Source organism: Streptomyces sp. NPDC001822 (assembly GCF_042892135.1).
Classification (GTDB): Bacteria; Actinomycetota; Actinomycetes; order Streptomycetales; family Streptomycetaceae; genus Streptomyces.
In genome coordinates, this window is record NZ_JBIATW010000004.1 from 474981 (window position 1) to 499988 (window position 25008).

General features: G+C 69.6%; 17 protein-coding genes and 1 pseudogene. 10 read left to right on the plus strand and 8 right to left on the minus strand.

From position 1 onward, the window contains the following. Positions 1 to 20 precede the first annotated feature (20 nt). Entirely contained in the window at positions 21 to 1922 is a 1902-nt protein-coding gene (locus tag ACFYY2_RS13145; protein ID WP_388741192.1) for an AAA family ATPase, read from the minus strand. Positions 1923 to 2286: 364 nt separating this feature from the next. After that, positions 2287 to 2901 carry a uridine kinase gene (locus ACFYY2_RS13150; protein ID WP_388741194.1) on the minus strand — a complete coding sequence of 205 codons (615 nt, stop codon included), beginning with the start codon at positions 2899 to 2901 and terminating at the stop codon, positions 2287 to 2289. A gap of 184 nt (positions 2902 to 3085) precedes the next feature. Here ACFYY2_RS13150 and ACFYY2_RS13155 point away from each other — a divergent pair, with 184 nt between their 5' ends. Next, the gene (locus ACFYY2_RS13155; protein WP_388741196.1) at positions 3086 to 4441 is read left to right on the plus strand and encodes a peptidase C39 family protein; all 1356 of its coding nucleotides are present in this window, start codon (positions 3086 to 3088) and stop codon (positions 4439 to 4441) included. 73 nt (positions 4442 to 4514) lie between these two features. Here ACFYY2_RS13155 and ACFYY2_RS13160 read toward each other — a convergent pair. Further along, positions 4515 to 5348, minus strand: a pseudogene (locus tag ACFYY2_RS13160) (hypothetical protein); the annotation flags it as partial. On the opposite strand from ACFYY2_RS13160, the gene ACFYY2_RS13165 reads away from it, so the two are divergent. Both ACFYY2_RS13165 and ACFYY2_RS13170 read left to right on the plus strand, forming a co-directional pair. Then, positions 5344 to 11442 (plus strand): polymorphic toxin-type HINT domain-containing protein, encoded by a 6099-nt coding sequence (locus ACFYY2_RS13165; protein ID WP_388741199.1) that lies wholly within the window; start codon positions 5344 to 5346, stop codon positions 11440 to 11442. The pseudogene ACFYY2_RS13160 and the gene ACFYY2_RS13165 overlap by 5 nt on opposite strands. 82 nt (positions 11443 to 11524) lie before the next feature. Further along, entirely contained in the window at positions 11525 to 12202 is a 678-nt protein-coding gene (locus ACFYY2_RS13170) for a DUF6193 family natural product biosynthesis protein (RefSeq protein WP_388741202.1), read from the plus strand. Between the two features lie 375 nt (positions 12203 to 12577). Here ACFYY2_RS13170 and ACFYY2_RS13175 read toward each other — a convergent pair whose 3' ends face one another. The 3 genes from ACFYY2_RS13175 to ACFYY2_RS13185 all read right to left on the minus strand — a co-directional run bounded on the left by ACFYY2_RS13175 (position 12578) and on the right by ACFYY2_RS13185 (position 15002). Further along, on the minus strand, positions 12578 to 12871 hold the full coding sequence (locus ACFYY2_RS13175; protein ID WP_388741205.1) for a transposase: 294 nt from the start codon (positions 12869 to 12871) through the stop codon (positions 12578 to 12580). A gap of 60 nt (positions 12872 to 12931) precedes the next feature. Further along, entirely contained in the window at positions 12932 to 13105 is a 174-nt protein-coding gene (locus ACFYY2_RS13180; protein ID WP_388741342.1) for a hypothetical protein, read from the minus strand. Positions 13106 to 13616: 511 nt separating this feature from the next. Beyond that, positions 13617 to 15002 (minus strand): LCP family protein, encoded by a 1386-nt coding sequence (locus ACFYY2_RS13185; RefSeq protein ID WP_388741208.1) that lies wholly within the window; start codon positions 15000 to 15002, stop codon positions 13617 to 13619. 278 nt (positions 15003 to 15280) lie between these two features. On the opposite strand from ACFYY2_RS13185, the gene ACFYY2_RS13190 reads away from it, so the two are divergent. Together ACFYY2_RS13190 and ACFYY2_RS13195 are read left to right on the plus strand one after the other, a co-directional pair. Further along, positions 15281 to 15685, plus strand: a complete 405-nt coding sequence (locus ACFYY2_RS13190; RefSeq protein WP_388741211.1) for a BlaI/MecI/CopY family transcriptional regulator — start codon at positions 15281 to 15283, stop codon at positions 15683 to 15685. A 4-nt stretch (positions 15686 to 15689) separates the two neighbouring features. After that, a complete protein-coding gene (locus ACFYY2_RS13195; RefSeq protein WP_388741214.1) occupies positions 15690 to 16622 on the plus strand; it encodes a M56 family metallopeptidase in 933 nt (310 codons plus the stop codon). A 190-nt stretch (positions 16623 to 16812) separates the two neighbouring features. Here ACFYY2_RS13195 and ACFYY2_RS13200 read toward each other — a convergent pair whose 3' ends face one another. Beyond that, the gene (locus ACFYY2_RS13200; RefSeq protein ID WP_388741216.1) at positions 16813 to 18075 is read right to left on the minus strand and encodes a glycoside hydrolase family 18 protein; all 1263 of its coding nucleotides are present in this window, start codon (positions 18073 to 18075) and stop codon (positions 16813 to 16815) included. A 342-nt stretch (positions 18076 to 18417) separates the two neighbouring features. On the opposite strand from ACFYY2_RS13200, the gene ACFYY2_RS13205 reads away from it, so the two are divergent. After that, complete coding sequence (locus tag ACFYY2_RS13205; protein WP_388741220.1) at positions 18418 to 19590, plus strand: acyl-CoA dehydrogenase family protein; 1173 nt, start codon at positions 18418 to 18420, stop codon at positions 19588 to 19590. Positions 19591 to 19998: 408 nt separating this feature from the next. Here ACFYY2_RS13205 and ACFYY2_RS13210 read toward each other — a convergent pair whose 3' ends face one another. Then, the gene (locus tag ACFYY2_RS13210) at positions 19999 to 20409 is read right to left on the minus strand and encodes a hypothetical protein (RefSeq protein WP_327120708.1); all 411 of its coding nucleotides are present in this window, start codon (positions 20407 to 20409) and stop codon (positions 19999 to 20001) included. Between the two features lie 202 nt (positions 20410 to 20611). Here ACFYY2_RS13210 and ACFYY2_RS13215 point away from each other — a divergent pair, with 202 nt between their 5' ends. The 4 genes from ACFYY2_RS13215 to fxsA all read left to right on the plus strand — a co-directional run bounded on the left by ACFYY2_RS13215 (position 20612) and on the right by fxsA (position 24832). Then, positions 20612 to 21052 carry an Lrp/AsnC family transcriptional regulator gene (locus tag ACFYY2_RS13215; protein ID WP_388741230.1) on the plus strand — a complete coding sequence of 147 codons (441 nt, stop codon included), beginning with the start codon at positions 20612 to 20614 and terminating at the stop codon, positions 21050 to 21052. Positions 21053 to 21199: 147 nt separating this feature from the next. Beyond that, positions 21200 to 22840 carry an amidohydrolase gene (locus ACFYY2_RS13220; RefSeq protein ID WP_388741233.1) on the plus strand — a complete coding sequence of 547 codons (1641 nt, stop codon included), beginning with the start codon at positions 21200 to 21202 and terminating at the stop codon, positions 22838 to 22840. Between the two features lie 548 nt (positions 22841 to 23388). Continuing rightward, a complete protein-coding gene (locus tag ACFYY2_RS13225) occupies positions 23389 to 24156 on the plus strand; it encodes a polyprenol monophosphomannose synthase (RefSeq protein ID WP_388741235.1) in 768 nt (255 codons plus the stop codon). Positions 24157 to 24235: 79 nt separating this feature from the next. Beyond that, positions 24236 to 24832, plus strand: coding sequence for an FxsA family membrane protein (fxsA, locus tag ACFYY2_RS13230; RefSeq protein ID WP_388741237.1), 597 nt, complete (start codon positions 24236 to 24238; stop codon positions 24830 to 24832). The last annotated feature ends 176 nt before the right edge of the window (positions 24833 to 25008 follow it).

Sequence of the window (25008 nt, forward strand, 5' to 3'; positions counted from 1 at the left end):
GCCGCCGCGACCGCCTGTCCCTACAGCGTCCCGGGCTCCTGGGTCCCCCGGTCCACCGGGCCCCGGCCCGAGAGCACCTCGCCGTACGCCTGCATCAGGTCCGGCAACCGCAGGGTCGCCAGGTCGTCCCGGGTCGGCGGGGCCGTGTATCCGGACAGCCGCAGATCACGGTAGGCGCAGCTCTTCTCGTACAGGGTGCGCAGGAAGCGGCCGTTGCCCAGCTCGTCGATCCAGCCCTGGTCGGTCACGTGCCCGCTGATGCTGCGCAGCTCGTCCAGCGACTCCTCGTCCCACGCGTCGCCGTTCTCCGCGGCCAGCACGCCGCCGATCGCGGTGAGTTCGAGGGGGCGGTAGCTCGGGAAGTCGACGCGGGTGGTGAAGCGCGAGGAGAGCCCCGGGTTGGTGGAGAGCAGCCGGTCCATGCCCTCGGGGTAGCCGGCGAGGATGACGACCAGATGGTCCCTGTTGTCCTCGGCGCGTTTGAGGAGGACCTGCAGGGCCTCGTCGCCGTACGCGTCGCCCTTGCTGTAACCCGAGTTGGAGAGGCTGTACGCCTCGTCGACGAACAGCACCCCGCCGAGCGCGGAGTCGATCAGTTCGTTGGCCTTCACGGCCGTCTGGCCCAGGAACTCGCCCACCAGGTCCGAGCGTTGGGCCTCGACCAGATGGTCGCCGCCGAGCAGGCCGAGCGCGTAGAACACCCGGCCCAGGATGCGGGCGACGGTCGTCTTGCCCGTCCCGGACGGTCCGGAGAACACGAAGTGGCGCTTCGGCGGCTGGACGGGCAGCCCCTGCTCGGCCCGCAGCCGTGCCATGTTCAGTTGCGCGGACAGGGCCTTGACCTGGCGTTTCACGGGTTCCAGCCCGACCATGCGCTCCAGCTCCGCGAGTGCCTCGGCGAGCAGGGCAGGGTCGCTGGGACCGGCCGGGAACACGGTGGTCCGTGCCGACCCCGTCTTGCGCCGCGTACCACCGGAGCCCGGCACGGGCGCCGGGGCCCCGGACAGCGGCTGCGGGTCCCCGCCGAGCCAGGACTCCCGCCCCTCGGACAGGTCCGTGTCGAGCACCATGTCCCCGTCCCGCCGGCCCTCCACGGCGGTGCCGTCCGAACCGAAGCCGGCCAGGGAGACGGCGGCGAGATCCACGGCCTCGTCGTAGCCGTCCCCCTCGGAGATGGCCGCGAGCCTGGCCGAGGTGTCCATGAAGGCCGGGTCGACCCGGTGGACCGCCCGGTAGAGCGGGAGGGCCGCCGCGCTGCGTCCGGTGCCCTCGTGGGCCCGCGCCAGCCAGTAGCGCAGTTCCTTGCGCTGCGGCTGTTCGCTGCGGCACCGCATCAGGGCCGCCGACAGGAGGGGTTCCGCCTGCCCGTACATCTCCAGACGCACCCGCGCCATGCCGCCGAAGAGTCCCGACTCGATCCCCAGCAGCGGGTCGTCGACCAGCTGCTCGGTGGTCCGTACGAGCTGTTCCCAGTCCTTGACCAGATAGGACCGGCAGGCGTGCAGGAACCGCACCTGGGGATCCGCGTCGACGGGCGGAAGTCCGGCCAGCGCGCGGTCCAGCTCCGGGACATGACGGCCGTCCAGCCAGTGCGACGCGTGCGCGAGCAGCAGGTCGCGGGCGCTCTCCAGCACGGGCTGAACCCACCACCCCAGCCAGTACCAGGAGTTGAGGGTCCGACGGTGACGCGTGCGCTGCTCGCCGAAGCGCTCCCGGTGGCGGTACATGCGTAAGAGCGCCGTCGTGGTGTCGATCCGCAGAGCGTGCAGGCCGAGCCAGCCGTCCGCCATGCCGGGATCGAGGCGCACCGCGGTGCGGAACTCCTCCTCGGCCTGGGGATACGCGCCCATCGTGTAGGCGTCCACCCCACGCAGCCATGCGAGGTCGGCCGGGGCCTGCATCCCCTGCGCGCCGATGTCCATCAGGTCCCCCACAAACCGTGCCCCCAGAATGTCCCGCTCGCACAGCATGCCCAGCGCAGCGCGCCTAATCACCGTGTCGGGGACGGGAATTGACCACACCCAGACGCATCGTACCTGCGCGGTGAGTAAGCAGTTAAGGGCGTTACCGGCGCTCCGGTGTTGTGACCGAGGGTGATCGCGTGGCGCCGTACGGCGGTGTCCGCGGGCAGGACGAAGCCCCCGGTCACGGGGGAACGGCCGGGGGCTTCGCATCTGCGGGGGCTCCGAGGAGCCGACATCGAGAACGTATGACCTGTACGGGCCCACGGTCAAGCGGTGTCGGCGCAGTTCGCGGGGCTTTCCGGGCGCGCCGGACAGGCCGCCCTCAGTCCTCACTCTCCGTCATGATCCGACTCGTCACCGCAGTCGCCCGAGGCCCTTCCAGCCACGCGTACCCCGTGGGTGTCCGTCGGACCACCGCACTCGCGAAGGGATATGAGGGGTCGTCGGCGAAGTGCCGTCGCTCCGCGGCGGTCCAGCCGTCCCAGAACGCGGCGAGCCCGGGCCCGTCGCGCAGCCGGCCCTGCTCCCAGGACGCCTCGGGGTCCCCTTCGATCCACAGCAGCCCCGCGAGGAACGGGCGCACCGCCGCGCGGCCCGCCCCCACGCCCTCGACCAGCACCACGGGGGCGGGGGCCAGTGTCCTCGGCGCCCCGAACCGGCGGGCCGTCCAGTCGTAGGGGGCGTATCGCGCGGACTCGCCCCGCGAGAGCGGTTCGAGCACCTGCGCCCTCAGGCGGTCCGTCCAGGCGAAGAGCTCCTCGTGGCTGGCCAGGTCGTCCAGGTGGAGCACGGGAGCGCCCCCCAGGGCCTCCGCGAGCCGGCCGGCGAACGTGCTCTTGCCGGAGCCCGCGTGTCCGTCGACCGCGATCAGCCGCACGGGCCCGCAGGACGGCGGGAGGGAGCGCAGCCGTCGCGCGCGGTCCGCCAGATCGTTCATGCCCCCACCCTACGAGGGCCGCCCGCGCGACCCCGGGCATGCGCAGGTCACGCCAGTGGACCAGACCAATATTGCTTACGCGGCACGGGCCGAATCACTGGCCGTATCCGGTCCCGACCGGCGATAGTTGGCCCACCGATCGGCACCCGCAGCCCCAATCCGCCCACGACCGGGGGTCTCGCCCATGACCAGACCGACTTCACGCAGGACCGTGCTCACCGCCGCGCTCGCGGCCGGGGCGGGCGCCGTCGCCTCCGCCGCCCCGGCGAGCGCCGCCGCCTCCCGTACCTCCTCCTCCCCGGCGGCGGCCTCGCTCGTGGACAACCGTTTCTGGACGACGTACACCGACTGGCGCTCCGGCACCCGGGCCGGCACCCGGGCCGTCGCCGGCCGCCGGGCGGGCCTGGAGATCTCGACCCCCGTCGGACGTACGGACTACGCCGACCCGCACACCGGCACCACCGGCAGCTGGGAGTACGCGACCTGGACCTCCCCGCTCCACCGTTCCGACGTCCCCGCCACCGAGGTGATCGCGTCCTGGAACGCCCACACCCCCGAGGGCACCTGGATCCAGACCGAGCTGCGGGGGCGCTACTCCGACGGCACCGACACCCCCTGGTACGTCATGGGACGGTGGGCCTCGGCCGACACCGACATCCGGCGGACCTCCGTCGACGACCAGACGGACGGGAAGAGCACCGTCTGGACCGACACCTTCTCGGTGGACGACGCGGCGAGCGGACTCCGTCTCGTCTCCTACCGTCTGCGGCTCACCCTGTACCGGACCCCCGGTACCCGCCTCACACCCACGGTCCACCGCATCGGCGCCATGGCCTCGGACGTCCCGGACCGCTTCACCGTCCCCGCCACGGCACCCGGCGTCGTCCGCGAACTGGCGGTGCCCCGCTACTCGCAGAACGTCCACGTCGGCCAGTACCCCGAGTACGACAACGGCGGCGAGGCATGGTGCAGCCCCACCTCCTCGCAGATGATCATCGAGTACTGGGGGCGGCGTCCCACCGCCGAGGACCTCGCCTGGGTCAAGCCCGGTCTGGAGGATCCGCAGGTCTGCCACGCGGCCCGCTACACCTTCGACTACCAGTACGACGGATGCGGCAACTGGCCCTTCAACGCCGCCTACGCGTCGACGTACAAGGACATGAGCGCCGCCGTCACGCGCCTCGACTCGCTGGCCGACCTGGAGAGGCTGGTCGACGCGGGCATCCCGGTCATAACGTCACAGTCCTTCCTCAAGGGCGAGCTGACGGGCGCCGGTTACGGGACGTCGGGCCACCTGATGACGGTCATCGGCTTCACGGCCGACGGCGACATCATCGCCAACGACCCGGCGTCCCCGGACAACGACGCGGTGCGCCATGTCTACGTCCGGCGCGAGTGGGAGAACATCTGGTTGAGGACGAAGCGCTACGACGCGAACGGCGCCGTCAGGGGCGGCACGGGCGGTGTCTGCTACGTCTACTGGCCGGTGTCGCCGTCCGCGCGTCAGCGGCGCGTACTGAGGTCGCTCGGCCTGGCGTGAGCGGGTAGCACAACCAGAAGAAGGCTTGTCCCGCCCAACAGGTTGGGACAAGCCTTCGTTCGCACACGCGGCATCAGCCGATTCCGATGCGCGTCTTCCAGTAGCTGGCGGCGCCGATGATCTCCTTGCCGGAACCTGACAGTGCGGTCCGGGAACCCGGGTAAAGACGGACTGAGCCGTTGGAGTGCACGGTCCAGATGTCGGGGATGGCGTCTCCAGTGACGTCGGGGGTGCCGATCAGGTGCGGGATGTTCGTACTGGACCAGCCGGAGGCGCCGTACTCGGTGTCGAGGCCGCCGTCCGAGTTGGCTGCCGCAGCGAGTGAGTTCAGGTCGACGCCGCCACCGGACGCGGCGATGCCCTTGCGGAGCAGGAGCCTGCCGGTAACGTCCGTGCGGTAGACCAGGTCGGTGATGCCGTCCCCCGTGACGTCCTGGACGGTGACGATGTCACGATCCTTCCAGGGGGCAGAGGACAGCCGGATGGCCTGGTCGATGGACGCGCCGTTGTAGCCGATGAAGGCCCAGAGCGCGTCGCCGACTGTTGCGAAGAAGTCGGTTTTCTTGTCTCCCGTGGCGTCGCCTGCCGCGACGATCTGGGTGAGGGTGGATGGGTCCGGGGCGCCGTCGGGGAGGAGGATTTCCCGCCGCTTGTCGATGTTGACCGCGCCGTATCCGTCTCCGGGGTAGACCCAGAGTTTTCCGCCGACTCGGGCTACGAGGTCCTGGAGTCCGTCGCCGCCGTACACGTCACCGTTATGGGTGATGAGAGCACCCTTGAAGTGACCCGAAGGCGCCGGGAGGAAGGGCGGTGCGCTGTCTCCCAGCGGGTCCGTATCGGGGTTGTTCCGGTAGGCGGCGGACATGGAGTAGTCCAGATCACCCGAGCCCTTGGTGAGATCGGTGGTCGTTACGGGCCTGGACGGCGCCCGCGGGCAGCCCCGCGAAGTCACCGCTCCCCGCGCCCGCCGGGAGTTCCGTGGCGGTGGAGCCAACGGGGACAACAACGGTGAGCACTGGGTCGTCACCACCAAGGACGGCACCACCTATTACTACGGCCTGAACAAGGTCGGGGGCGGTCACGCCGACACCGACTCGGTCTCCACGGTGCCGGTGTTCGGCAACCATCCCGAGGAGCCGTGCTACGCCGCCACCTTCGCGGACTCCCGATGCGGAGAGGGCAAGCAGCAGGCCTGGAGCTGGGGCCTGGACAAGGTCGTCGACCTCCACGGCAACGTGATGGTGATCGACTGGCACCAGTCCACCAACTACTACGCCGTCCGAGAGAAGCGCAAGACCCCCGAGGCCTACGACCGCGCCGCGTATCCCGACCTCATCGAGTACGGGATGCGATCGCCCGACCTCACCAAACCATCCGCGAGGGTCAACCTTGTGGCCGCCCAGCGATGCCTCGCCACGGGCACCGCCTGCGACAGCGCCAACTTCGACAAGACCGACGACCCGGGCGCGTACCGCCCGTGGTGGGACACCCCCGGCAACCTCAACTGCAAGTCCACGTCGAAGTTCTGCCCCACCTTCCCTTCGTTCTGGACCTCACTGCGCCTGTCCTCCATTTCCACCGAAGCACAGCGCCCGGGCTCCAGCGCGATGCAGAAGGTCGACACCTACACACTCCATCAGTCGTTCCCTCAGGACTGGTACGACACTTCTCCCGGCCTGTGGCTCGGCTCCATCACCCGCACAGGCTTCGGCCCCGGCGACACCACCGGTACTTCCCAGTCCAAGGACGGCGTCAGTTTCGCCCAGTACACGGTCGGCGCATCATCCCCGCTCAGAGCACGCCTCAAGGACCGGCAGCTCCCCAACCTCGTTCCCACCGGCCCCAGTGATCAGCGGCCGGGCTTCACCCGTCCGCGCATCGGCACGGTGGCCACCGAGAACGGTGGCGACATCGAAGTCGAATACGACGGCGGCTGCGATGTCGAACCCGAGACCGACAAGGGCAAGGACAACAAAACCTGTTATCCGGTGCGTTGGTCCCCGGACGGCGAGGTGAAGACACCGGCCAAGGCGTGGTTCAACAAGTATGTCGTCTCATCCGTCACCGAGACTGACAAGGTCACCACACACGGCAAGCCCATCGTCACCAGCTACACGTACACCTCTCCGGCCTGGGCCAAGAGCGACGACGAGTTCACGCGCCCCTCCCTGCGTACCTACAGCAAGTGGCGCGGCTACCGCCAGGTCGCCACCACCAAGGGCAGTAAGAGCACCTCCCAGAACGGCGACGACTCCTCCCAGTCGTACTCCGTCACGCGCTACTTCCAGGGCACGGGCGGACCTCTCAAGGATTCCAAGGGGGCGGTGGAGCTTGTCGCCGACGATGCGGACCAGTACGCCGGCATGTCCGCGGAGACGCTGACCTACGAGCACTCGCAAGGCCGGCTGCTCAAGCGGTCCCTGACTTTCCCCGAATCCAAGGAGACCGCCTCCCGCACCCGTGAGGCCGAGGACGGGACCGACCTCGACCCTCTCGCCGCTCACCGCACCTGGGTCGCGCGTACCGATGCCATCCAGAGCGTCGACAGCAGCTGGCAGACGGTACGCACCGAAACGACCGTCGACGACACCTACGGGCTGCCCACACAGTTGGAGATGTCTGTCGTCAAGCCCAACGGCACGGGCGGTGAGACCCTCAGTAACCAGGTGTGCATGCGGACGAGTTACGTCCACAACACCACCGACTGGGTCATCGGCAAAACGAAGGAAGCCCGCTCCACCGCGACCCCTTGCTCCGCGTTCGCAACTGCAGACCCTGCGACAGAGCTCCTGAGCTCGGTGCGTACGTCGTACGACGGGCTGGCCTACGGAGCCGACCCCACCAAGGGCCTCGTGACGTCGGTCGAAGACATCAACGGCGAAGGCACGTCCCATTCCATAGTCACAAGGACGACTTACGACCCCCTGGGCAGGGTCCGGACAGTCACCGCCCCCGAGACCGGCACGACTGAGACCGTGTACACCCCTGGTGACGAGGGTGGGCCGGTCACATCCGTCAAAAGCATCGACCCGACGCAGCACGCGTCCATCACGACCTACGATCCGGGCCGCGCCTTGCCGCTTTCGGTCACGGACACCAATGGCCGGGTCACCCGAAACGAGTACGACGCGCTGGGTCGCCTGCTCAAGGGCTGGTCGCCCTCGCGCTCCGCCGGTGGCAAGACTCCCGACGTCGAGATCAGCTATCGAACCGCCGTGGCAACCGATGAGGAAACCACACCGGCATCCGTCCTCGTCAAAACGCTCAAGGACGACGGAACCTACAGCTCGCAGGTGACGATCTACGACGGGTTGATGCGCGAGGTCCAGACCCAGTCGGAAGCTCACGGTGCAGGCCGCGTCATCGTCGACACGAAGTATGACGACCACGGGCTGGCCCGGGAGAAGACGGGCGGCTACCTGGCCAAGGGCTCACCTACTATCACGATGTTCGCCCGTCGGTCTGAGACGCTTGTCCCGAACAAGAGTCTGACCACCTACGACGGCCTCGAGCGTCCCGTACGCACCTCCGTCTACCACGGCCAGGATTTCCAGCACTCTTCGGTCGTCAAGTACGGAGACACGACGGTCTTCACCGACCCCGCCGGCTCGACCACCCCGTCCACTAAGTCCTTCACCGACGCCCTGGGCCGGGTCACCGCCATTCAGCACTACACCGCCGGTACGAACGAGTGGCGGACCACCAGGTACGAATACGACGCCCGAGGCGACCGGACCAAGGTCACCGACCCGGCCGGCAACGTCTGGACCTCTACCTTCGACACGCGCGGCCGTCTGAAGGAATCCACGGATCCTGATACCGGTGACGCCTCCTTCACCTACGACGACGCCGACCGCAAGATCAGCAGCACCAACAAGGCCCTCAAAAAGACCACCTTCACCACCTATGACAAGCTCGACCGACCCCTCGCCATACGCGAAGGATCGGCGACGGCTACCCCGGTCAAGGAGTTCACCTACGATCTTCCCGGCGCGGTCGGCCTGCCCGCGGCCTCGATCCGACACACCGCCGGTGGCGACTACATCAGCCGTGTGACCGGCTACGACACCGACTACCGGCCCACCGGCCGGGAAACGGTCATCCCGTCAAACGCGATGACCACGGGCCTGTCAGGGACCTACCAGTACCAGTACGCCTACACCCCTACCGGCAAGCCCTTGTCCGTAACTCTGCCGGCGAAGGGCGGTCTGGCCGCCGAGAAGGTCATCACCCGCTACGACACAGAAGGCGCACCTGAGTCCACCTCCGGCCTCAACTGGTACACCTCCGACGTCACCTACTCGCCCTACGGCGAGGTGCTGCGCACGGTCAGTGGTCCACAGCCCTACCGCGTCTGGTCGACCAACTTCGTCGACCAGCACACCGGACGCCTCCAGCGCACGGTCACCGACCGGGAAACCGCGAACAGTAACCGGATCGCCGACAGCTACTACTCGTACGACGCTTCGGGCACCATCACCTCCAACGCCAGGAAACTGACCGACTCCACGGGCTCGACCTGGGACAACCAGTGCTACACCTACGACGCACTCGGTGAACTGGTCCACGCCTGGACGTCTAACATCACCCCCAACGGTTCCGGCACCGGATGCAGATCCTCCACGGGCACCGACTGGGGCTACCGTACGGACGGCCTGCCCTCCGGCGGCCCCGTTGCCAATGCCCCCGACAAGGCCGAGGACACGGTCAGCCCCGACACGGCGCTGACTGACTCCCTCAACGCGGCTGCCCCCGCCACCGGCACTGTTTCCACCGGGACCACCGCCTACCGCCAGTCCTTCACCTTCGACTGGATCGGCAACCGCGCCGGCCTCACCGAGCACAACACAGCCGACGCCACGAAGAACGTCACCCTCACCTACGGGCACGGCACCACGGGTGATGTCCCGCAACCACACGTCCTTGCGTCGATCACCTCGAACCCCGCGGGTCAAGGCAGCACCTACACCAGCGACCCCGCAGGCAACACCGACACCCGCACACTGCCCTCCACCACCCAGGACCTCGACTGGACCCTGGAGAACAAGCTCGACGCGATCACCAGCAACGGTGTGAAGACGACGTACGTCTACGACGCCGACGGCAACCGCCTCCTCGAGAACTCGCCCACAGGTTCCACGCTCTACCTCGGCGAAACCGAACTCACCACCGATGCGACCGGCAAGATCACCCGAGCCTCGCGCGCTTACAGTCACCCCGGGGCACCGACCGTCGTCCGCACGACCACCAACGGCGCCACCACCGGCCACAAGCTGAACGTCCTCATATCCGACCACCTCGGCACGGCCAACACCACGGTCGAGCTCGGCGGTACCCAGGCCGTCGCCCGACGCGCGTTCAAGCCGTACGGAGAAGCACGCGGCCCCAAGCCCTCCACCTGGCCCAACAAGCGCAGCTACCTCGGCGTCGGCATCGACGACACCACCACGGGCCTGACCCGCATCGGCGCACGCGAATACGACCAGGCAGCCGGTCGCTTCCTGTCCGCCGACCCCGTCATCGACATGGCCGACCCACTTCAGATGAACGGGTACGCCTACAGCAACAACAGCCCCGTCAGCAAGAGCGACCCCACCGGCCTGTGCATGGACCCAGGCACCGGTCACTGCGCACCGCAGCCCGGCGGCCAGCCCACCGGCGGCGACACCGATGACAAGCCGAGCTCCGGAGGTCCCTCCGGGCCTACGACGGTCACCTACACCATCACCAAGACCGTCACGGTGACCAAGCCCGCTCCCTGTGACTGGTGGTGCAAGGCCAAGGGCTGGATGCGGGACCACGCCGACGTCATCACCATCGTCACCGAGATCACGGTCGGTGTGGCCTGCGGAGTAGCGGCCGGTGCTGCCGGAGCAGCCACCGCGGGAGTGGGCGCGGTAGTCGTCGGGGCATCTTGCGGAGCCATCGCAGGTGCCACCGCGGCGTGGGTCGGCAACGGCCTTGATGCCAAGGCTGACCACAGCCTCGGCGGCTTCGCCAAGGCTGCCGTCAAGGGGGCCTCCAGCGGAATCGTCGCCGGAGCCATAGGTGGAGCTGCCGGCGCGGGCATGGCTAAGGGCGCGGTTGCCATCGCCAAGAGCCTCGTCGGCAACGCAGCCAAAACCACGGCTGCCAGCGGGGCGAAGTCCAGTCTCTCCGCTGCGACAAAGGGGCTGTGTTTCCTCGCCGGCACTGCAGTCCTCATGGCCGACGGCACCAAGAAGAACATCGAGGACATCAAGGTCGGCGACGACGTCCTGGCCACCGATCCGACGACCGGGCAGACGGGCGCACGGCCCGTTACAGCGCTGATCAGCACCAAGGGTGTCAAGCAGCTTCACGAACTCAGCATCAAGACCAAAACCGGCGTCAAGAAGATCACGGCTACCGCCGAGCACCCCTTCTGGATCCCGGCCAAGCGAGCTTGGATCAGGGCCGGATCGCTCGTACCCGGCACGACTCTGGCCACTGTTGACGGCGCCCCAGCGCAGATCACTGACAACCACGCATATACCAAGCGCGTCCGCACGTATAACTTCACTGTCGCGGACCTGCACACGTACTACGTACTGGCGGGCGGTACGCCGGTCCTCGCGCACAACAGCTGCGGGACCGATGTCGGACTCGGGTATCAAAAAGCCAGGGCAGCGGAATGGGCGGACGGCAACAAGTTCACGCATTACATGAAGCCGAAGTACATCGACACCTGGAGTACTCATGTCCGAGGTGCCATCGATAATCCCAATACAAGAATCCACGTATATACGGAACAGTTCGATGGAGACTTCGAGGACATGGCCACTACAGGCCTTGCGGGTGGTGCGGGCGTCCATGCGACTCAGCAGGAAATGGGATGGCTTGCAAGGGCTGTAATCGGTGAGCGGAGATCCTGGGATTCAATTACTTTCCACGATCGGAACGGACCGATAGAGAACTATCCCGAGCCCAAGTGGCTGGAGGGTAAGTGGTATACTGCTTGGACTCTCGAATGGGCTGATTAGTCGAATCTCGCACTGTTCATTTTCCATCCGGTGGGGCAATGTATTTCGTGCTGCCCCATCGGGATTTCACTGAGGATATTCCGTGGATGGCTACGGGCAATATGTAGATCTCATTGAACGCGTAGGGCTCCGCTCTGCTATTATTTCGATCGCCAATCAATATCGGATCGACTTGGGTGCTCAATTGGGGGCTCCTGGATCGGATGATCGGGTGCAGAGTTTGGCAAAATTCGAGTCGATACGCGGGCGAATGCGAGTAAGTTTCGCGAGTCGCGCAAACCGGTTCACTGTCACCATGGACAGCGGTCGAGGTTATGTTTGGGCAAGTGGGAGCACCGCCGACCTGTTCGAAGTGGTCGGCGCGATGGGTCACTGGAGGCGGGGAGCCAAGCTGGAGCAGTTGAGCGAGAAGTTTCCCTTCATGGAGTTCGACAGGCTGAGCAAGGCCTATGAGGACGGTAATCCCGTCGAAACACAGTGGGATATCGTCATCGGCGGCGGCGAATTCATCGGATATCGTGACCTTCTTTTGGCGCTGCATGCGGACCCCGGCTTGCGCACGATGTTCCCGTTCTTCTCGCACTGGACTCTGAGGATGGCGAAAGACTGCTACGACGCCCAGGCCGGAGAGATCCTGATCAAGCCAAGTGCTGACGTGGGCTATGTCATATGGTCTTCGGCGGCTCCCGAACAGAGGAAAGAGCTTCGTCGCCTGGGCGACGTCGTGCGCGAGGCTGCACGCATGCTCGGCGACATCTGAAACCCGGATCTTCCTCTCCGAATAACCCCGGTCGGCGATTCAGCCGTCGAGGTGGGGGCGTTCCGGTGATCTTGTGCCCGAGTCGGGTGAGTGAGCCGTGGATACGGCGATGGCCCCAACCGGTGGTTCTCTTTGGGTGTGGCTCTTCTGCAGTAAGTCGTCTGGACCTGTGTGATGCTGGCCGGGGTGTGGTTGAGTGAAGTTGAAGGCGCGCAGGTAGTGGGTGGTGAGCTCAGTCGGCTCAATCACCGTCTTGATCAGAAACTCATGGGGTTCTCGTCCAGGACGAAACGGACGTGTGGGCCGCCGAAGTATCCGCGGACCATGTGGGACTGTCGCTGGCGCCTGCGGAAGAAGCGGCGAGTTCGGCCTGGTTCAGGCCCGGTGCTGTTTGGGCAGGCTGTGCTTGAGGTCCGCGTTGACCAGCTCGTCGGGGTTCAACTCGGGCGAGTACGGCGGCAGGAAGTGCAGTTCGACGTCATCGGGATGCGCGGCGAGCCAGTCGCGGACCTTCCTGGAGCGGTGGGCGGAGTGCCCGTCGACCACGAGGTGGACCTTGTGGTCGAAGTGGCCGGCGAGCCGGTTCAGGAGGCGGCACATCGTCTCGGCGGTGAAGTCCTCGGTGAAGACCATGAAGTGCATCCGGCCCTTGGTACTGATCGCAGACATCGCGTTCACCGAGAACTGGCTCCCACTCCGCCGCACCACGTGAGTCTTCCCCTTCTGGCCTCAGGTGCGGCCGCTGACCTGGTCCGAGCGGATACCGGCCTGGTCCGCGAACAGGACCTCGCCACCGCCCTTCCTTGCCTTTGCCCGGATTGCCGGCCAGGTCTCCTCGTGCCAGCGCCGCACGGCTCCCGGGTCCTGCTCGACGGCCCGCTTGACCGGCCTCTGGAACGACAGCCCCCACCGCTTGAGGTACTTGCCCCCCGGGCTCGGCCAGCCTCACCCGGTACAGCTTCGCGATCAGGTCACCGATCAGCCGCCGCGTCCACAACTGCCCGGAAAACCCCACGTCACAAAGCCGGTGTTCGAGCTTCGCCTGCCGCACCGCACCCTGCTCGGCATCCCGAAGCACCTGGTGCACACCGACCGGCTTGCCACGCGGACGCATGGCCAGCGCCTCCCGCCCACCGGCCTGCCACCTCGCCCGCCACCCGTCGAACCGCCTTCAGCGACACCCCGAACACCGCCGCCCACGTCCTCACGGCCCCGCCCCGCCGCCAAGGCAGCGACCGCCCGCAACCGCAGGGCCTCCTGCGCCGACGGCGACAGATGCCGCGGCCCCCACCAGACCGCTCCCACACGACCATCGACCCAGAACCCAAACCGTTTCGGATCAACAACGTCGCCGGTGGGTGAAGGGCGTTGGCCGCTATCGAGGGCGCCTCGCGATTGCCCTCCCACACCCCAGTCAGCCGCGTACCCCTTCGAAGTCCGCGCCGATCGTGAGCGTGACCACCCCGGGCGCCGCTTCGGCGTCCGCCCGGGGCTTCACGGGATTGCGCAGCCGCTGCGCCACCGCGCGCGCCTGCTCCTCAAGGCCCGGGGGGCAGGTGACCGAGGTCTTCCCGCCCGTCTCACCGGCGTTGGCGGTCCCGGCGACCGAGTAGCCCGCGAGACGCAGTTGCTCGGCTGCCGCGGCGGCCGCGCCGGCCTTCCCCGTGCCGTTGAGCGCCTGCACGCTGATCGTCCGCGCCGCCAGGGGTGCCGGTGTCGTCAGCCGTTTCTTGTCGACCTCCTCGTCCCGCGCGAGAGCGGTGAACAGGTCCTGCGCCTGGGGGTACTGCCAGGAGACGTTCGCCTTGTCCGCCGGGACGTCGAGCTCGCGCGGATAGCTCGGCACGGTGAGGAAGACCAGCCGGTCGGAGGCGATGCCCCGGATGTCCGACGCGAGCGAGGTCAGGGGCTTGATCCCGGCGAGCTTCGGATCCGTCGTCACGGACTTGGTCGCCGAGTCCAGGACGCCGTACATGGCGCCCGGACTGGTCAGCTTCTTCCGCGCCTTCGCGGCCAGCGCCTCCATGAACTCCTGCTGACGCCCTATCCGGCCGATGTCGGAGCCGTCGCCCACGCTGTACCTGGTGCGGACGTAGCCGAGCGCCTCCTCGTCCTTCACCGTCTGGCAGCCCGCCGCCAGGTCGAGGTGCGCCTTCTCGTCCCGCATCGCCTGCTCGGGGCAGACCTCGATCCCGTCGACCGCGTTGACCATGCCCTTGAAGCCCTGGAAGTCGACCGACATGAAGTGGTCGATGCGCAGCCCGGTGTTCTGCTCGATGGTCCTGATGGTGCAGGCGGCGGCGCCCCCGACGTCGCCCTTCAAGCCCCCGATGGCGAACGCCTCGTTGATCTTCGCCCGGTGCGGGGCCGACGTGGTGCCGTCGCCCCGGTCGCAGGCGGCTATCGGCACCCAGGAGTCCCGCGGCATCGAGACGACCGTGCCCCACTTCCGGTCGGCCGACAGGTGCAGGACCATCAGCGTGTCGGACTGCATGGTGTCCAGGTCCTTGCCGTACTTCGCGTTGGCGCCGTCACGGCTGTCCGAGCCCACGACGAGGATGTTCAGCGCCCCGGGGCTGAGATTGTCCGGCCGGTCCCCGCCGATCTTGCCGTCGATGTCGCCGGCGTGGATGTTGCCGTCCAGGCTCCGGTAGATCCACGCGCCCGCGCCGCCCGTACCGGCCAGCAGGACGGCCAGGACGCCGACCGTCCAGACGAGGAACTTCCCGCGCCGCGTGAGGCGGACCGGCGTGCTGCCCCCGCCGCGCCCACGGCGCCCCCGCCCCTGTGCCCCTTGCATGCGCTTTCCCTCCGGTCATGGACGTGCATGTGACCCACGCGCCCCGACGCATTCTCGCGCGGCCCGGCGCGGCGTATCCGCGTACTCGCTGAAGTCGCTCGCCAGGCCGTCTTTCCGTCCCTGGTGCCCACATTGTTCCTTGTGCCCGATCAGGGCCGTCACCACCCGGGTCCGGACGGGCGCGGCCGGGACGCAGTGCGGACGACCGGTCGCATCTCAGTACGATGAGCGGCCCAGGCGCCGGACATCTCCGGGCACCGCGGCAGGAGGGAGACGGCATGACCGGCCAGAACCAGGGCGGTGCCGCCCGGCAGCCCCGCCGCAGAGGGCAGGGAGAGCTCGAGAGCCAGGTGCTGGCGGAGCTGCGCCGCGCCCCGCACCCCGTGAACGCCGGATGGGTGCAGGAGCGGCTCGGCAGCGGTCTCGCCTACACGACGGTCATCACCATCCTCACCCGGCTGCACGTCAAGGGCGTGGTGGAGCGCGAGCGTTCGGGCCGTTCCTTCGAGTGGACCGCGACCGCGGACGAGTCGGGTCTGGCCGCCCTGCGCATGCGCAAGGTGCTCGACGCCGAGGCGGACCGTGAGGCGGTGCTGGCGAGTTTCGTGACCGCGCTGCCCCCCGGCGACGAACGGCTGCTCAGGGATCTGCTCGCGGCGGCGGCCGACGAAGGGGAAGACTGACCGCATGGGCATCTTCGTGTTCCTGCCGATGGTGCTGCCCCTGAGTGCCTGGCCGGTCGCCCGCCTGGCCGAGCAGCACCTGCACCCGCGCACCGCGACCTGGCTCCTGTCAGGTGTCGCGTCCGTCCTCGCCGTGTGCAGCACGCTGTCACTCGTCCTGATGGTCGTGGTCGGGACCGCGCAGCTGCCCGGCAACCCCCTGCCCGACGGGTGGTCCGACCCCGAGGTGCGGGAGGCCGTGCCCTACGACGAGGTCGCCGGAAGGGTGGCCATCCCGCTGCTGCTCGCCGTGTTCGCGGCCTGCGGCTGGACGGCCGCGCGCCACTTCCTGGTACGCCGACGGGCGCATCTCGCGCTGGCGGGGCTGCCGCCGAGGCAGGTGGCACTCCTGCCGGACACGGCACCGTACGCGTACGCCCTTCCCGGCGGGCCGCGCGGCCGGGTCGTCGTCACCACCGGCATGCTCGCCGCCCTCGGCGCGGCGGAGCGGCGCGCGCTGTTCGCCCATGAGCGGGCGCACCTGGCCGGCGCGCACCACCGCTTCCTGCTGACGGTGCAACTGGCCGCGCGCGCGAACCCGTTCCTGCGCCCGCTGCGGACGGCGGTCGGCTACACGAGCGAGCGCTGGGCCGACGAGGAGGCGGCCCTCGCCGTGGGGGACCGGCGCAGCGTGGCCCGGGCGATCGGCAAGGCCGCCCTGCTGTCCCCGGGCGCCCCGCTCTCCACCCTCGCGGCGCTGGCGGCGCCGGGTCCCGTCCCGCGCCGGGTGGCCGCGCTGCTCGGCCCGGCACCCGCGGCTCGGGCGTGGCCCCCGCTGTCCACGACCGTGGGGCTGGCGGTGTGGGGTGCGGCGGCCGGCGCGGCGTTCTCCGCCCTCGCGTCGGCGAACTCGGCCGTCACCCTGTTCTTCATCCTGAAGGCCGCGACGCCTCTCTGACGCCTGTCCCGTGATCCTCGCCCGGGTCCCCTCGTCAAGGTTGTCGCCGTCCTGGACCGGGCCACGGCGCGCGCCGCTGACGTCTCTCCCCGCGCTCTCCACCGTGGCAGGGCTTCACGACGGGTGGGGTGGGGCGCCCGCCCGGCACCCCACCCCTGACCCGCCCTGTCGTGCGTGTACCCCGTCCGGGCTAGTTGATGGCCCTGATGAGCTCACCGTCGGCCGTGTCGCCGCTGAGCTCCCAGAAGAAGGTGCCTCCCAGGCCCTGTTCGGCCTTGTAGTCCATCTTCGTGCCGATGGTGGCCGGGGTGTCGTAGCTCCACCAGTTCGTGCCGCAGTGGGCGTACGCCGTGCCCGCGACCGTGCCGGTGGCGGGGCAGCTGTTCTTCAGGACCTTGTAGTCCTCGATGCCCGCCTCGTACGTCCCCGGGGCCGCCCCGGTCGCCGTGCCGCCCGGTTCGGACTGCGTGACGCCGGTCCAGCCGCGCCCGTAGAAGCCGATGCCCAGCAGCAGCTTCCCGGCGGGCACGCCCAGTTCCTTGAGCTTGGAGATGGCCGCGTCCGTGTTGAAGCCCTCCGTCGGGATGCCCGGGTAGGAGGTCAGCGGTGAGTGCGGGGCCGTCGGGCCCTGCGCCGCGAAGGCTCCGAAGAAGTCGTACGTCATCGGGTTGTACCAGTCGAGGTATTTGGCGGCGCCCGCGTAGTCCACCGCGTCGATCTTTCCGCCGTCGGAGCCGTCGGCCGTGATCGCCGAGGTGACCAGGCTGTCGCTCCCGAACTCCGTGCGAAGCGCCGACAGGAGGTTGCCGTAGGCGTCGCGGCCGCTGGTGTCGCAGGTCAGCCCGCAGGCGTTCGGGTACTCCCAGTCGATGTCGATCCCGTCGAAGACGTCGGCCCAGCGCGGGTCCTCGACCAGGCCGTGGCAGGACTCCGCGAAGGCCGCGGGATTCACGGCCGCCTCGCCGAAGCCGCCCGACCAGCTCCAGCCGCCGAAGGACCAGATGACCTTCAGGCCGGGGTGGAGCTTCTTCAGCTTGCGCAACTGGTTGAAGTTGCCCCGCAGTTCCTGGTCCCAGGTGTCCGCGACACCGTCGACCGACTGGTCCGCGGTGTAGGCCTTCTCGTAGTCGGCGTAGCTGTCACCGATGGTGCACTTGCCGCCCTGGACGTTGCCGAAGGCGTAGTTGATGTGGGTGAGCCGGTCGGCCGAACCGGAGGTCTCGATGTTCTTGACGTGGTAATTGCGGTCGTAGACACCCCAGTTGGTGAAGTATCCGACCACCTTGTCCCCGGCGGCGGTGGGGGCCGCCTCGGCGGCGGGTGCGGTGGAGGTGGGGGACGCGCCCGCCGGGGCCGTGACGGCGACGCCGAGAAGGGCGGCTCCGAGCGCGGCGGTGCAGACGCGTACGGCGAGCGCCCGGAGGCGTGCGCGGGGGCGGTGAAGTCCGTTCATTGTGGCTCCTCGTGGGGGAGGACGTGGGGATGCCCGCCGGTCCGCTGCTTTTGGCATGGACGCGATGAGGCGGTGAGGAAGACCGTAGGAGGACTAGACCAGTTGGGTCAATGGTTCGGACCAATTTCGCTGATCAAGGCCGCAGGCCCCCGGTGACGGAAGCGCTCCGATCGGGCATACTCGACGCGCCACAGCCGCTGGCCAGCGCCTCCCGTGATCCGGGAAGGCAGGATCGGCTGGGGAGCCGTAGATTTCCGGGCATCGCCCGGGACCGTCCGGCGGAGCCGCTCACACCCCGCGCGCGCGACCGTCGTAACCCCCGACAGGGAGGAGAGCGCCGTCATGTCCGACCGTGCCCCGCAGCCCGTGGAACGCAGACTGCCCACCGAGGAGTCCCGGGAGCTCGTCGAGCTCGTCCGCGACATCGTGTCGAAGGAGATCGCTCCGCGGGCGGCCGACGAGGAGGAGGCGGGGGTCTTCCCGCGCGAGGTCTTCACCCTGCTGTCGGAGGCCGGACTGCTCGGCCTTCCCTACGACTCCGCGCACGGCGGCGGCGACCAGCCCTACGAGGTCTACCTCCAGGTCCTGGAGGAGCTGGCCGCGGCCAGGCTGACCGTCGGTCTCGGCGTCAGCGTCCACTCGCTGGCCTGCCACGCACTCGCCGGATTCGGCACCGACGAGCAACGGACCGCCCACCTCCCGGCGATGCTCGCGGGCGGACTGCTCGGCGCCTACTGCCTCTCCGAGCCCTCCTCGGGCTCCGACGCGGCCTCGCTCCGCACGAAGGCCGTGCGCGACGCCGACGGCTGGGTGCTCACCGGGACCAAGGCGTGGATCACGCACGGCGGGGTGGCCGACTTCTACACCGTGCTGGCCCGGACCGGTGTGGAAGGTCCGCGCGGGATCACCGCCTTCCTGGTTCCCGGCGACGCCGCGGGCCTCGACGCGGCCCTGCCCGAGAAGAAGATGGGCATGAAGGGGTCACCCACCGCCCAGATGCACTTCGACGGAGTGAGGATCGCGGACGACCGGCGGATCGGGGAGGAGGGCCAGGGCTTCGCCATCGCCTTGTCCGCCCTCGACTCGGGACGCCTCGGGATCGCCGCGTGCGCCGTCGGCGTCGCCCAGGCGGCCCTGGACCAGGCCGTCGGATACGCCACCGGCCGCCACCAGTTCGGCCGGCCCGTCGCGGACTTCCAGGGGCTGCGCTTCATGCTCGCCGACATGGCCACCCAGATCGAGGCCGGCCGGGCGCTGTACCTGGAGGCGGCGCGCCTCCGTGACGCGGGTCTGCCCTTCTCCCGGCAGGCGGCGATGGCGAAGCTGTTCTGCACCGACGCGGCCATGCGGGTGACCACCGACGCCGTGCAGGTGCTCGGAGGATACGGCTACACGCTGGACTTCCCGGTCGAGCGGCTCATGCGCGAGGCCAAGGTGCTGCAGATCGTCGAGGGCACCAACCAGATCCAGCGCATGGTCATCGCCCGTCACCTCGCGGGTCCCGAGACGCGCTGAACCCGCCCGGCCGGTCCGACCAGACAGGGGTCGTCATGATCCGGTTCCACTCCTGGTCATGACGCCCCGGCAGTGTCCTGCCGGTGCTCTCCCAGTGGCGCAGCATCGCGCGGAAGATGGGTGGATCGGTGGGGTGCGGCGCGGGCTGCCGCACGGACTCCCGGGGCGGCTGCCCGGGCTGCGGAACCGATTCGCCGGTCGGCGGTGCGGCGAGACGGCGACGTACGGGGCCGGCCGTTGGATGCAGCGTGGTCATACAGAACCAACGCCGTCACCGGCCCCGGGTCACTGTCCCGCCGAATCGCGCGCCCGTTCCTCGGGTGCCGCTCCGGCCGCGGTGTGGAGGCCGTCCGCACCGCGGCCCGGCGAAAACCGTCGTGGTGCGTCCGGCCGTGGGCCGTGCCGCCGTCAGGCGGCGTGACGCCGGGTCAGCGGCACGTAGCGCACCGGCCGCGACCCCGGGCCTCCGGCGTGCGAGAAGGGCTGCATCCGCCAGTCCAGGCCCTGAGGAAGCGTCAGCAGCAGCGCCGTCTCCTGCTCCTGGACCTCCAGGGACTCGTCGGCGGGGCGGGCGAGGGAGGCGTCACGGTTCGTCCCGGGGCACACGGTGAGGACGAAGGGGTTCCACGGCGAGGGGCACAGGGCGTGCTCGGGAAGCACGTCCTCGTCCGCCAGCAGGGCGATCGGCTGGGCACAGTCCGGGCAGACGACCCGGTACATCTCGAATGTGTCGTACGCGTCGGGAGCGCTGTCCTCGTCACGTGCGGCGTACTCGTCGGGATCCGGTTCGATACGTCCGGTGAGCTTCAGGCTCTGCATGGGATCTTCCCCCTCAGGTGGACCGGCCAGGCGCCACGGCCTCGGCCACAGCAAGCACTTCCCCCCGCGCGTCCGCCGTAACCGCGAGCCCGACCGCTACCCACCCGGAAACTTGTGGCATTCGTCACATGTCCATGGAACGAGCCCTTCCGTGCCTCCCACGGCTGTGCCTGGAGGGACTCGGGGCCATAGGTTGATCCGCATGGAGGAGCTGGACCGTCAGATCGTGGAGTTGCTCGTCAAGGACGGGCGGATGAGCTACACCGACCTGGGCAAGGCCACGGGCCTGTCCACCTCGGCCGTTCATCAGCGTGTCCGCAGGCTGGAGCAGCGCGGGGTGATCCGCGGTTACGCCGCGGTCGTCGACCCCGAGGCACTCGGTCTGCCCCTCACCGCGTTCATCTCGGTGAAACCCTTCGACCCGAGCGCTCCCGACGACATCGCCGAACGGCTGGCGGGCGTGCCGGAGCTGGAGGCGTGCCACAGTGTCGCGGGGGACGAGAACTACATCCTCAAGGTGCGGGTCTCCGCCCCCCTGGAGCTGGAGCACCTGCTCACGCGCATCCGTACGCTGGCCGGCGTCTCCACCCGTACGACCGTCGTCCTCTCCACCCCGTACGAGGCGCGCCCGCCGCGCATCTGAGACGGGCCGGAGGGGCCCGTCCCCCTGTTCACCGCTGTCTGGCCGCTGGGAGAGGGCCGCCGGGAGGGGGGCCCTTGCCCGGCCCGCGGGCCGCTCGGGGGAGGGGGCGCGGGCGGCGCCGCTCCGGGCAGGCGCGAGACTGGTCCCATGACCGAGAGCACCGCCCCCCAGAGCGAACACCGCACCGTGCTTCTGCGCGGTGGAGACGTCCACAGCCCCGCCGACCCGTTCGCCACCGCGATGGTCGTCGAACGCGGCCATGTCGCCTGGGTCGGGTCCGAGGGGGCCGCCGACGCCTTCGCGAGCGGCGTCGACGAGGTGATCGACCTGGAAGGGGCGCTGGTCACCCCGGCCTTCACCGACTCCCACGTCCACACCACGTCGACCGGACTCGCCCTCACCGGGCTGGACCTCTCCGGCGCCCGCACCCTGTCCGACGCCCTCGGGCTGGTCCGCGCGTTCGCGAACAGCCGCACGGGGGACCGGGTGATCCTGGGCCACGGGTGGGACGAGGCGCGCTGGCCCGAACAGCGGCCCCCGTCCCGCGCCGAACTCGACGAGGCGGCGGGCGGACGGTCCCTCTACCTGCCCCGCGTGGACGTCCACTCCGCCGTCGTGAGCACGGCGCTCCTCGACCTCGTCCCCGGTGTCACCTCGATGCCCGGATACCATCCCGAGGCGCCCCTGACGGGGGACGCCCACCACGCCGTCCGCGCGGCTGCCCACGGCGCCGTCACGCCCGCCCAGCGCAGGGAGGCCCAGCGGGCAGCCCTCGCGCACGCCGCGTCGCTCGGGATCGGCACCGTCCACGAGTGCGCCGGGCCCGACATCTCGGACGAGGACGACTTCACCGGGCTGCTGGCGCTCGCCGCCGAGCAGCCCGGCCCCCGGGTGTTCGGCTACTGGGCGGAGCGGATCGAGGACGCGAAGGGTGCCCGTCGCGTCCGTGAGCTCGGTGCCGTGGGCGCCGCCGGTGACCTCTTCGTCGACGGTTCGCTCGGTTCGCACACCGCCCTGCTGCACGAGCCGTACGCCGACGCCCCGCACACCGGCACCGGGCGGCTCGACGCCGCCGGAATCGCCGCGCACGTGACGGCGTGCACCGAGGCGGGGCTGCAGGCCGGTTTCCACGCCATCGGAGACGCGGCGGTCACCGCCGTCGTGGACGGGGTCCGGGCCGCCGCCGAGACCCTCGGGCTCGCCCGCGTCAGGGCCGCACGGCACCGGGTCGAGCACGCGGAGATGCTGACCCCGCAGACCATCGCCGCCTTCGCCGAACTGGGCCTCACCGCCTCGGTCCAGCCCGCCTTCGACGCGGCGTGGGGAGGCACCGACGGCATGTACGCCGCGCGCCTGGGTGCCGAGCGGGCCGCGACCCTCAACCCGTACGCGGCGATGCTGCGCGCCGGCGTGCCCCTCGCCTTCGGCTCGGACAGTCCCGTGACCCCTCTGGACCCCTGGGGAACGGTGCGGGCCGCCGCGCACCACCGCACGCCGGAGCACCGGATCTCCGTACGCGCCGGTTTCACCGCCCACACCCGGGGAGGGTGGCGGGCCGTCGGCCGGGACGACGCGGGGGTGCTCGTGCCGGGGGCCCCGGCCGACTACGCCGTCTGGCGTACCGGTGAACTGCTCGTCCAGGCCCCCGACGACCGGGTGGCGCGCTGGTCGACCGATCCCCGTTCCGGCACCCCCGGCCTGCCCGATCTCACGCCCGGCGCCGACCTCCCGGTCTGCCTCCGCACGGTCGTGTTCGGACACACGGTCTACGTAAGGCCGAACGAGTGACGTCCTGAGATTTCGTACCGCCGATCGATGGCGCGGGCTGTCCGCCGCAGCCGGTGAGCCCGCGCCACTGACCAGGTGTTTTCAAAAGGAACCGCAGGTCGCGAGGCTGTTGACAGAAAGCGCCCGGAGGCCGGTAGGTTCGGCCGGGTCCACCACTGGACGTCCGACCGGTCGAACCTCCACGCAGTCGTCGAACGCCGCTGGGTCATGAGGTGGTGTGCCGCACCGGCGCACCACCACCGACAGCCAGGTTCAGCGCCCGCGCCTCGGGGGCGAGGGAAGGTTTCGTCCGGACGGCAGGTGCGACCCGGGTGGGGCCCGGAGTTCAGTAGACAACGGCTTTCGGTCGACCCGCAGCCAGCGGGTCCCAGGTCGGCCCGAAGGACACCGGGCCCCGATCCGCAGGGCTGTTCTCCGTGCCGCGACTTCTGTCCGCAGTTCCACGCATCTGTCCGCACGCCCCGCTCTATCCCCGTGACCGCGTCGGAGTGACGCCCCCCGCGCGCTGGATATGGTGTGCACCTGCGTACGGACTTTAAGGGGCAGTAGTGAACGACGGCGGTCAGAGGCAGTTCGGCCCGCTCGGCAGAGTCTTGGTGATCATTCCGACCTACAACGAGGCCGAGAACATCAAGCTCATCGTCGCCCGGGTGCGCGCCGCCGTTCCGGAAGCGGACATCCTCGTCGCCGACGACAACAGCCCCGACGGCACGGGCAAGGCCGCCGACGAACTCGCGGCCGGCGACGCTCACGTGCACGTCCTGCACCGCAAGGGCAAGGAGGGGCTCGGCGCCGCCTACCTCGCCGGCTTCCGCTGGGGCTCCGAGCACGGGTACGGCGTCCTGGTCGAGATGGACGCCGACGGATCCCACCAGCCCGAGGAACTGCCCCGTCTCCTCACCGCCCTCAAGGGTGCCGACCTGGTCCTCGGCTCGCGCTGGGTTCCCGGCGGACGGGTGGTCAACTGGCCGCGGCACCGCGAGATGATCTCGCGCGGCGGCAGCCTCTACTCCCGCATGCTGCTGGGTCTCTCGGTGCGCGACGTCACCGGCGGCTACCGGGCCTTCCGTACGCCGACACTGGACGGCCTGGGCCTGGACGAGGTCGCCTCGCAGGGCTACTGCTTCCAGGTCGACCTCGCCCGGCGCGCCGTAGAGGCGGGGTACCACGTCGTCGAGGTGCCGATCACCTTCATGGAACGCGAGATCGGTGACTCCAAGATGAGCAGGGACATCCTCGTGGAGGCCCTGTGGCGGGTCACCGGCTGGGGCATCACCGGCCGCGCCAACAAGGTCCTGGGGCGCAGGACGTCCTGACGCTCCGGTCCGCGACCGCCACGGCCCCCAAGATCACCCCCTTACGCCGCTTGCACGCCCGTACAGGCACACTGGGGGCATGACGACCGGCACACCGCCTCCGAACCGTCCACGGCGCTCACGCGCCCGCACCCTCCTGCCGCTGGGCGTCGCCGCCTGGATCGTGCTGGAGATCTGGCTGCTGATCCTGGTGGCGGGCGCGACGAACGGCTTCACGGTGCTGCTGATCCTGGTCGCCGGAGCGGTGCTCGGCGCCGTGGTGATCAAGAGGGCGGGCCGGCGGGCCTTCCGCAACCTCACCGAGACCCTCCAGCAGATGCCCGGACAGCCCGGCGCCGCCGACGCGCCCACCGGCCGGACCGGGAGCAAGGGCAACGGTCTGCTGATGCTCGGCGGACTGCTTCTGATGATCCCCGGCATGCTCTCCGACGCGGCGGGGCTCCTGCTCCTGCTGCCGCCGGTCCGCGCCGTGCTCGGCCGCTACGCGGAGCGCTCACTGGAACGCCGCATGCGCACGGTGGCCCCGGGCGGCTTCTCCGACGCCTTCCAGCAGGCCCGCATCCACCGGCCCGACGGCAAGGTGGTGCAGGGCGAGGTCATCCGTGAGGACGGGGCGACCGGCCGGCCGCGTCCCGACGACGGCCCGGACGCGGACCGTCCGCCGCTGAGCCGCTGAGCCGCTGAGCCGCTGAGCCGCTGAGCCGCTGAGCCGCTGAGCCGCTGAGCCGGCCCGGGCGGGCAGAGAGCCCCCCGGAGAGACGAAGAGCCGCGGGGGGGGGGCCCCGGGGGGGGGGGGGGCCCCCCGGGGGGGGGGGGGGGGGGGGGGGGGGCGGGGCGGGGGGCGGTCAGCGG

Coding starts and splice junctions, on each gene's coding strand:
- ACFYY2_RS13145 (WP_388741192.1), bottom strand. CDS start 1,922: ATGGACATCGGCGCGCAGGGGATGCAGGCCCCGGCCGACCTCGCATGG.
- ACFYY2_RS13150 (WP_388741194.1), bottom strand. CDS start 2,901: ATGAACGATCTGGCGGACCGCGCGCGACGGCTGCGCTCCCTCCCGCCG.
- ACFYY2_RS13155 (WP_388741196.1), top strand. CDS start 3,086: ATGACCAGACCGACTTCACGCAGGACCGTGCTCACCGCCGCGCTCGCG.
- ACFYY2_RS13175 (WP_388741205.1), bottom strand. CDS start 12,871: ATGTCTGCGATCAGTACCAAGGGCCGGATGCACTTCATGGTCTTCACC.
- ACFYY2_RS13185 (WP_388741208.1), bottom strand. CDS start 15,002: ATGCAAGGGGCACAGGGGCGGGGGCGCCGTGGGCGCGGCGGGGGCAGC.
- ACFYY2_RS13190 (WP_388741211.1), top strand. CDS start 15,281: ATGACCGGCCAGAACCAGGGCGGTGCCGCCCGGCAGCCCCGCCGCAGA.
- ACFYY2_RS13195 (WP_388741214.1), top strand. CDS start 15,690: ATGGGCATCTTCGTGTTCCTGCCGATGGTGCTGCCCCTGAGTGCCTGG.
- ACFYY2_RS13200 (WP_388741216.1), bottom strand. CDS start 18,075: ATGAACGGACTTCACCGCCCCCGCGCACGCCTCCGGGCGCTCGCCGTA.
- ACFYY2_RS13205 (WP_388741220.1), top strand. CDS start 18,418: ATGTCCGACCGTGCCCCGCAGCCCGTGGAACGCAGACTGCCCACCGAG.
- ACFYY2_RS13210 (WP_327120708.1), bottom strand. CDS start 20,409: ATGCAGAGCCTGAAGCTCACCGGACGTATCGAACCGGATCCCGACGAG.
- ACFYY2_RS13215 (WP_388741230.1), top strand. CDS start 20,612: ATGGAGGAGCTGGACCGTCAGATCGTGGAGTTGCTCGTCAAGGACGGG.
- ACFYY2_RS13220 (WP_388741233.1), top strand. CDS start 21,200: ATGACCGAGAGCACCGCCCCCCAGAGCGAACACCGCACCGTGCTTCTG.
- fxsA (WP_388741237.1), top strand. CDS start 24,236: ATGACGACCGGCACACCGCCTCCGAACCGTCCACGGCGCTCACGCGCC.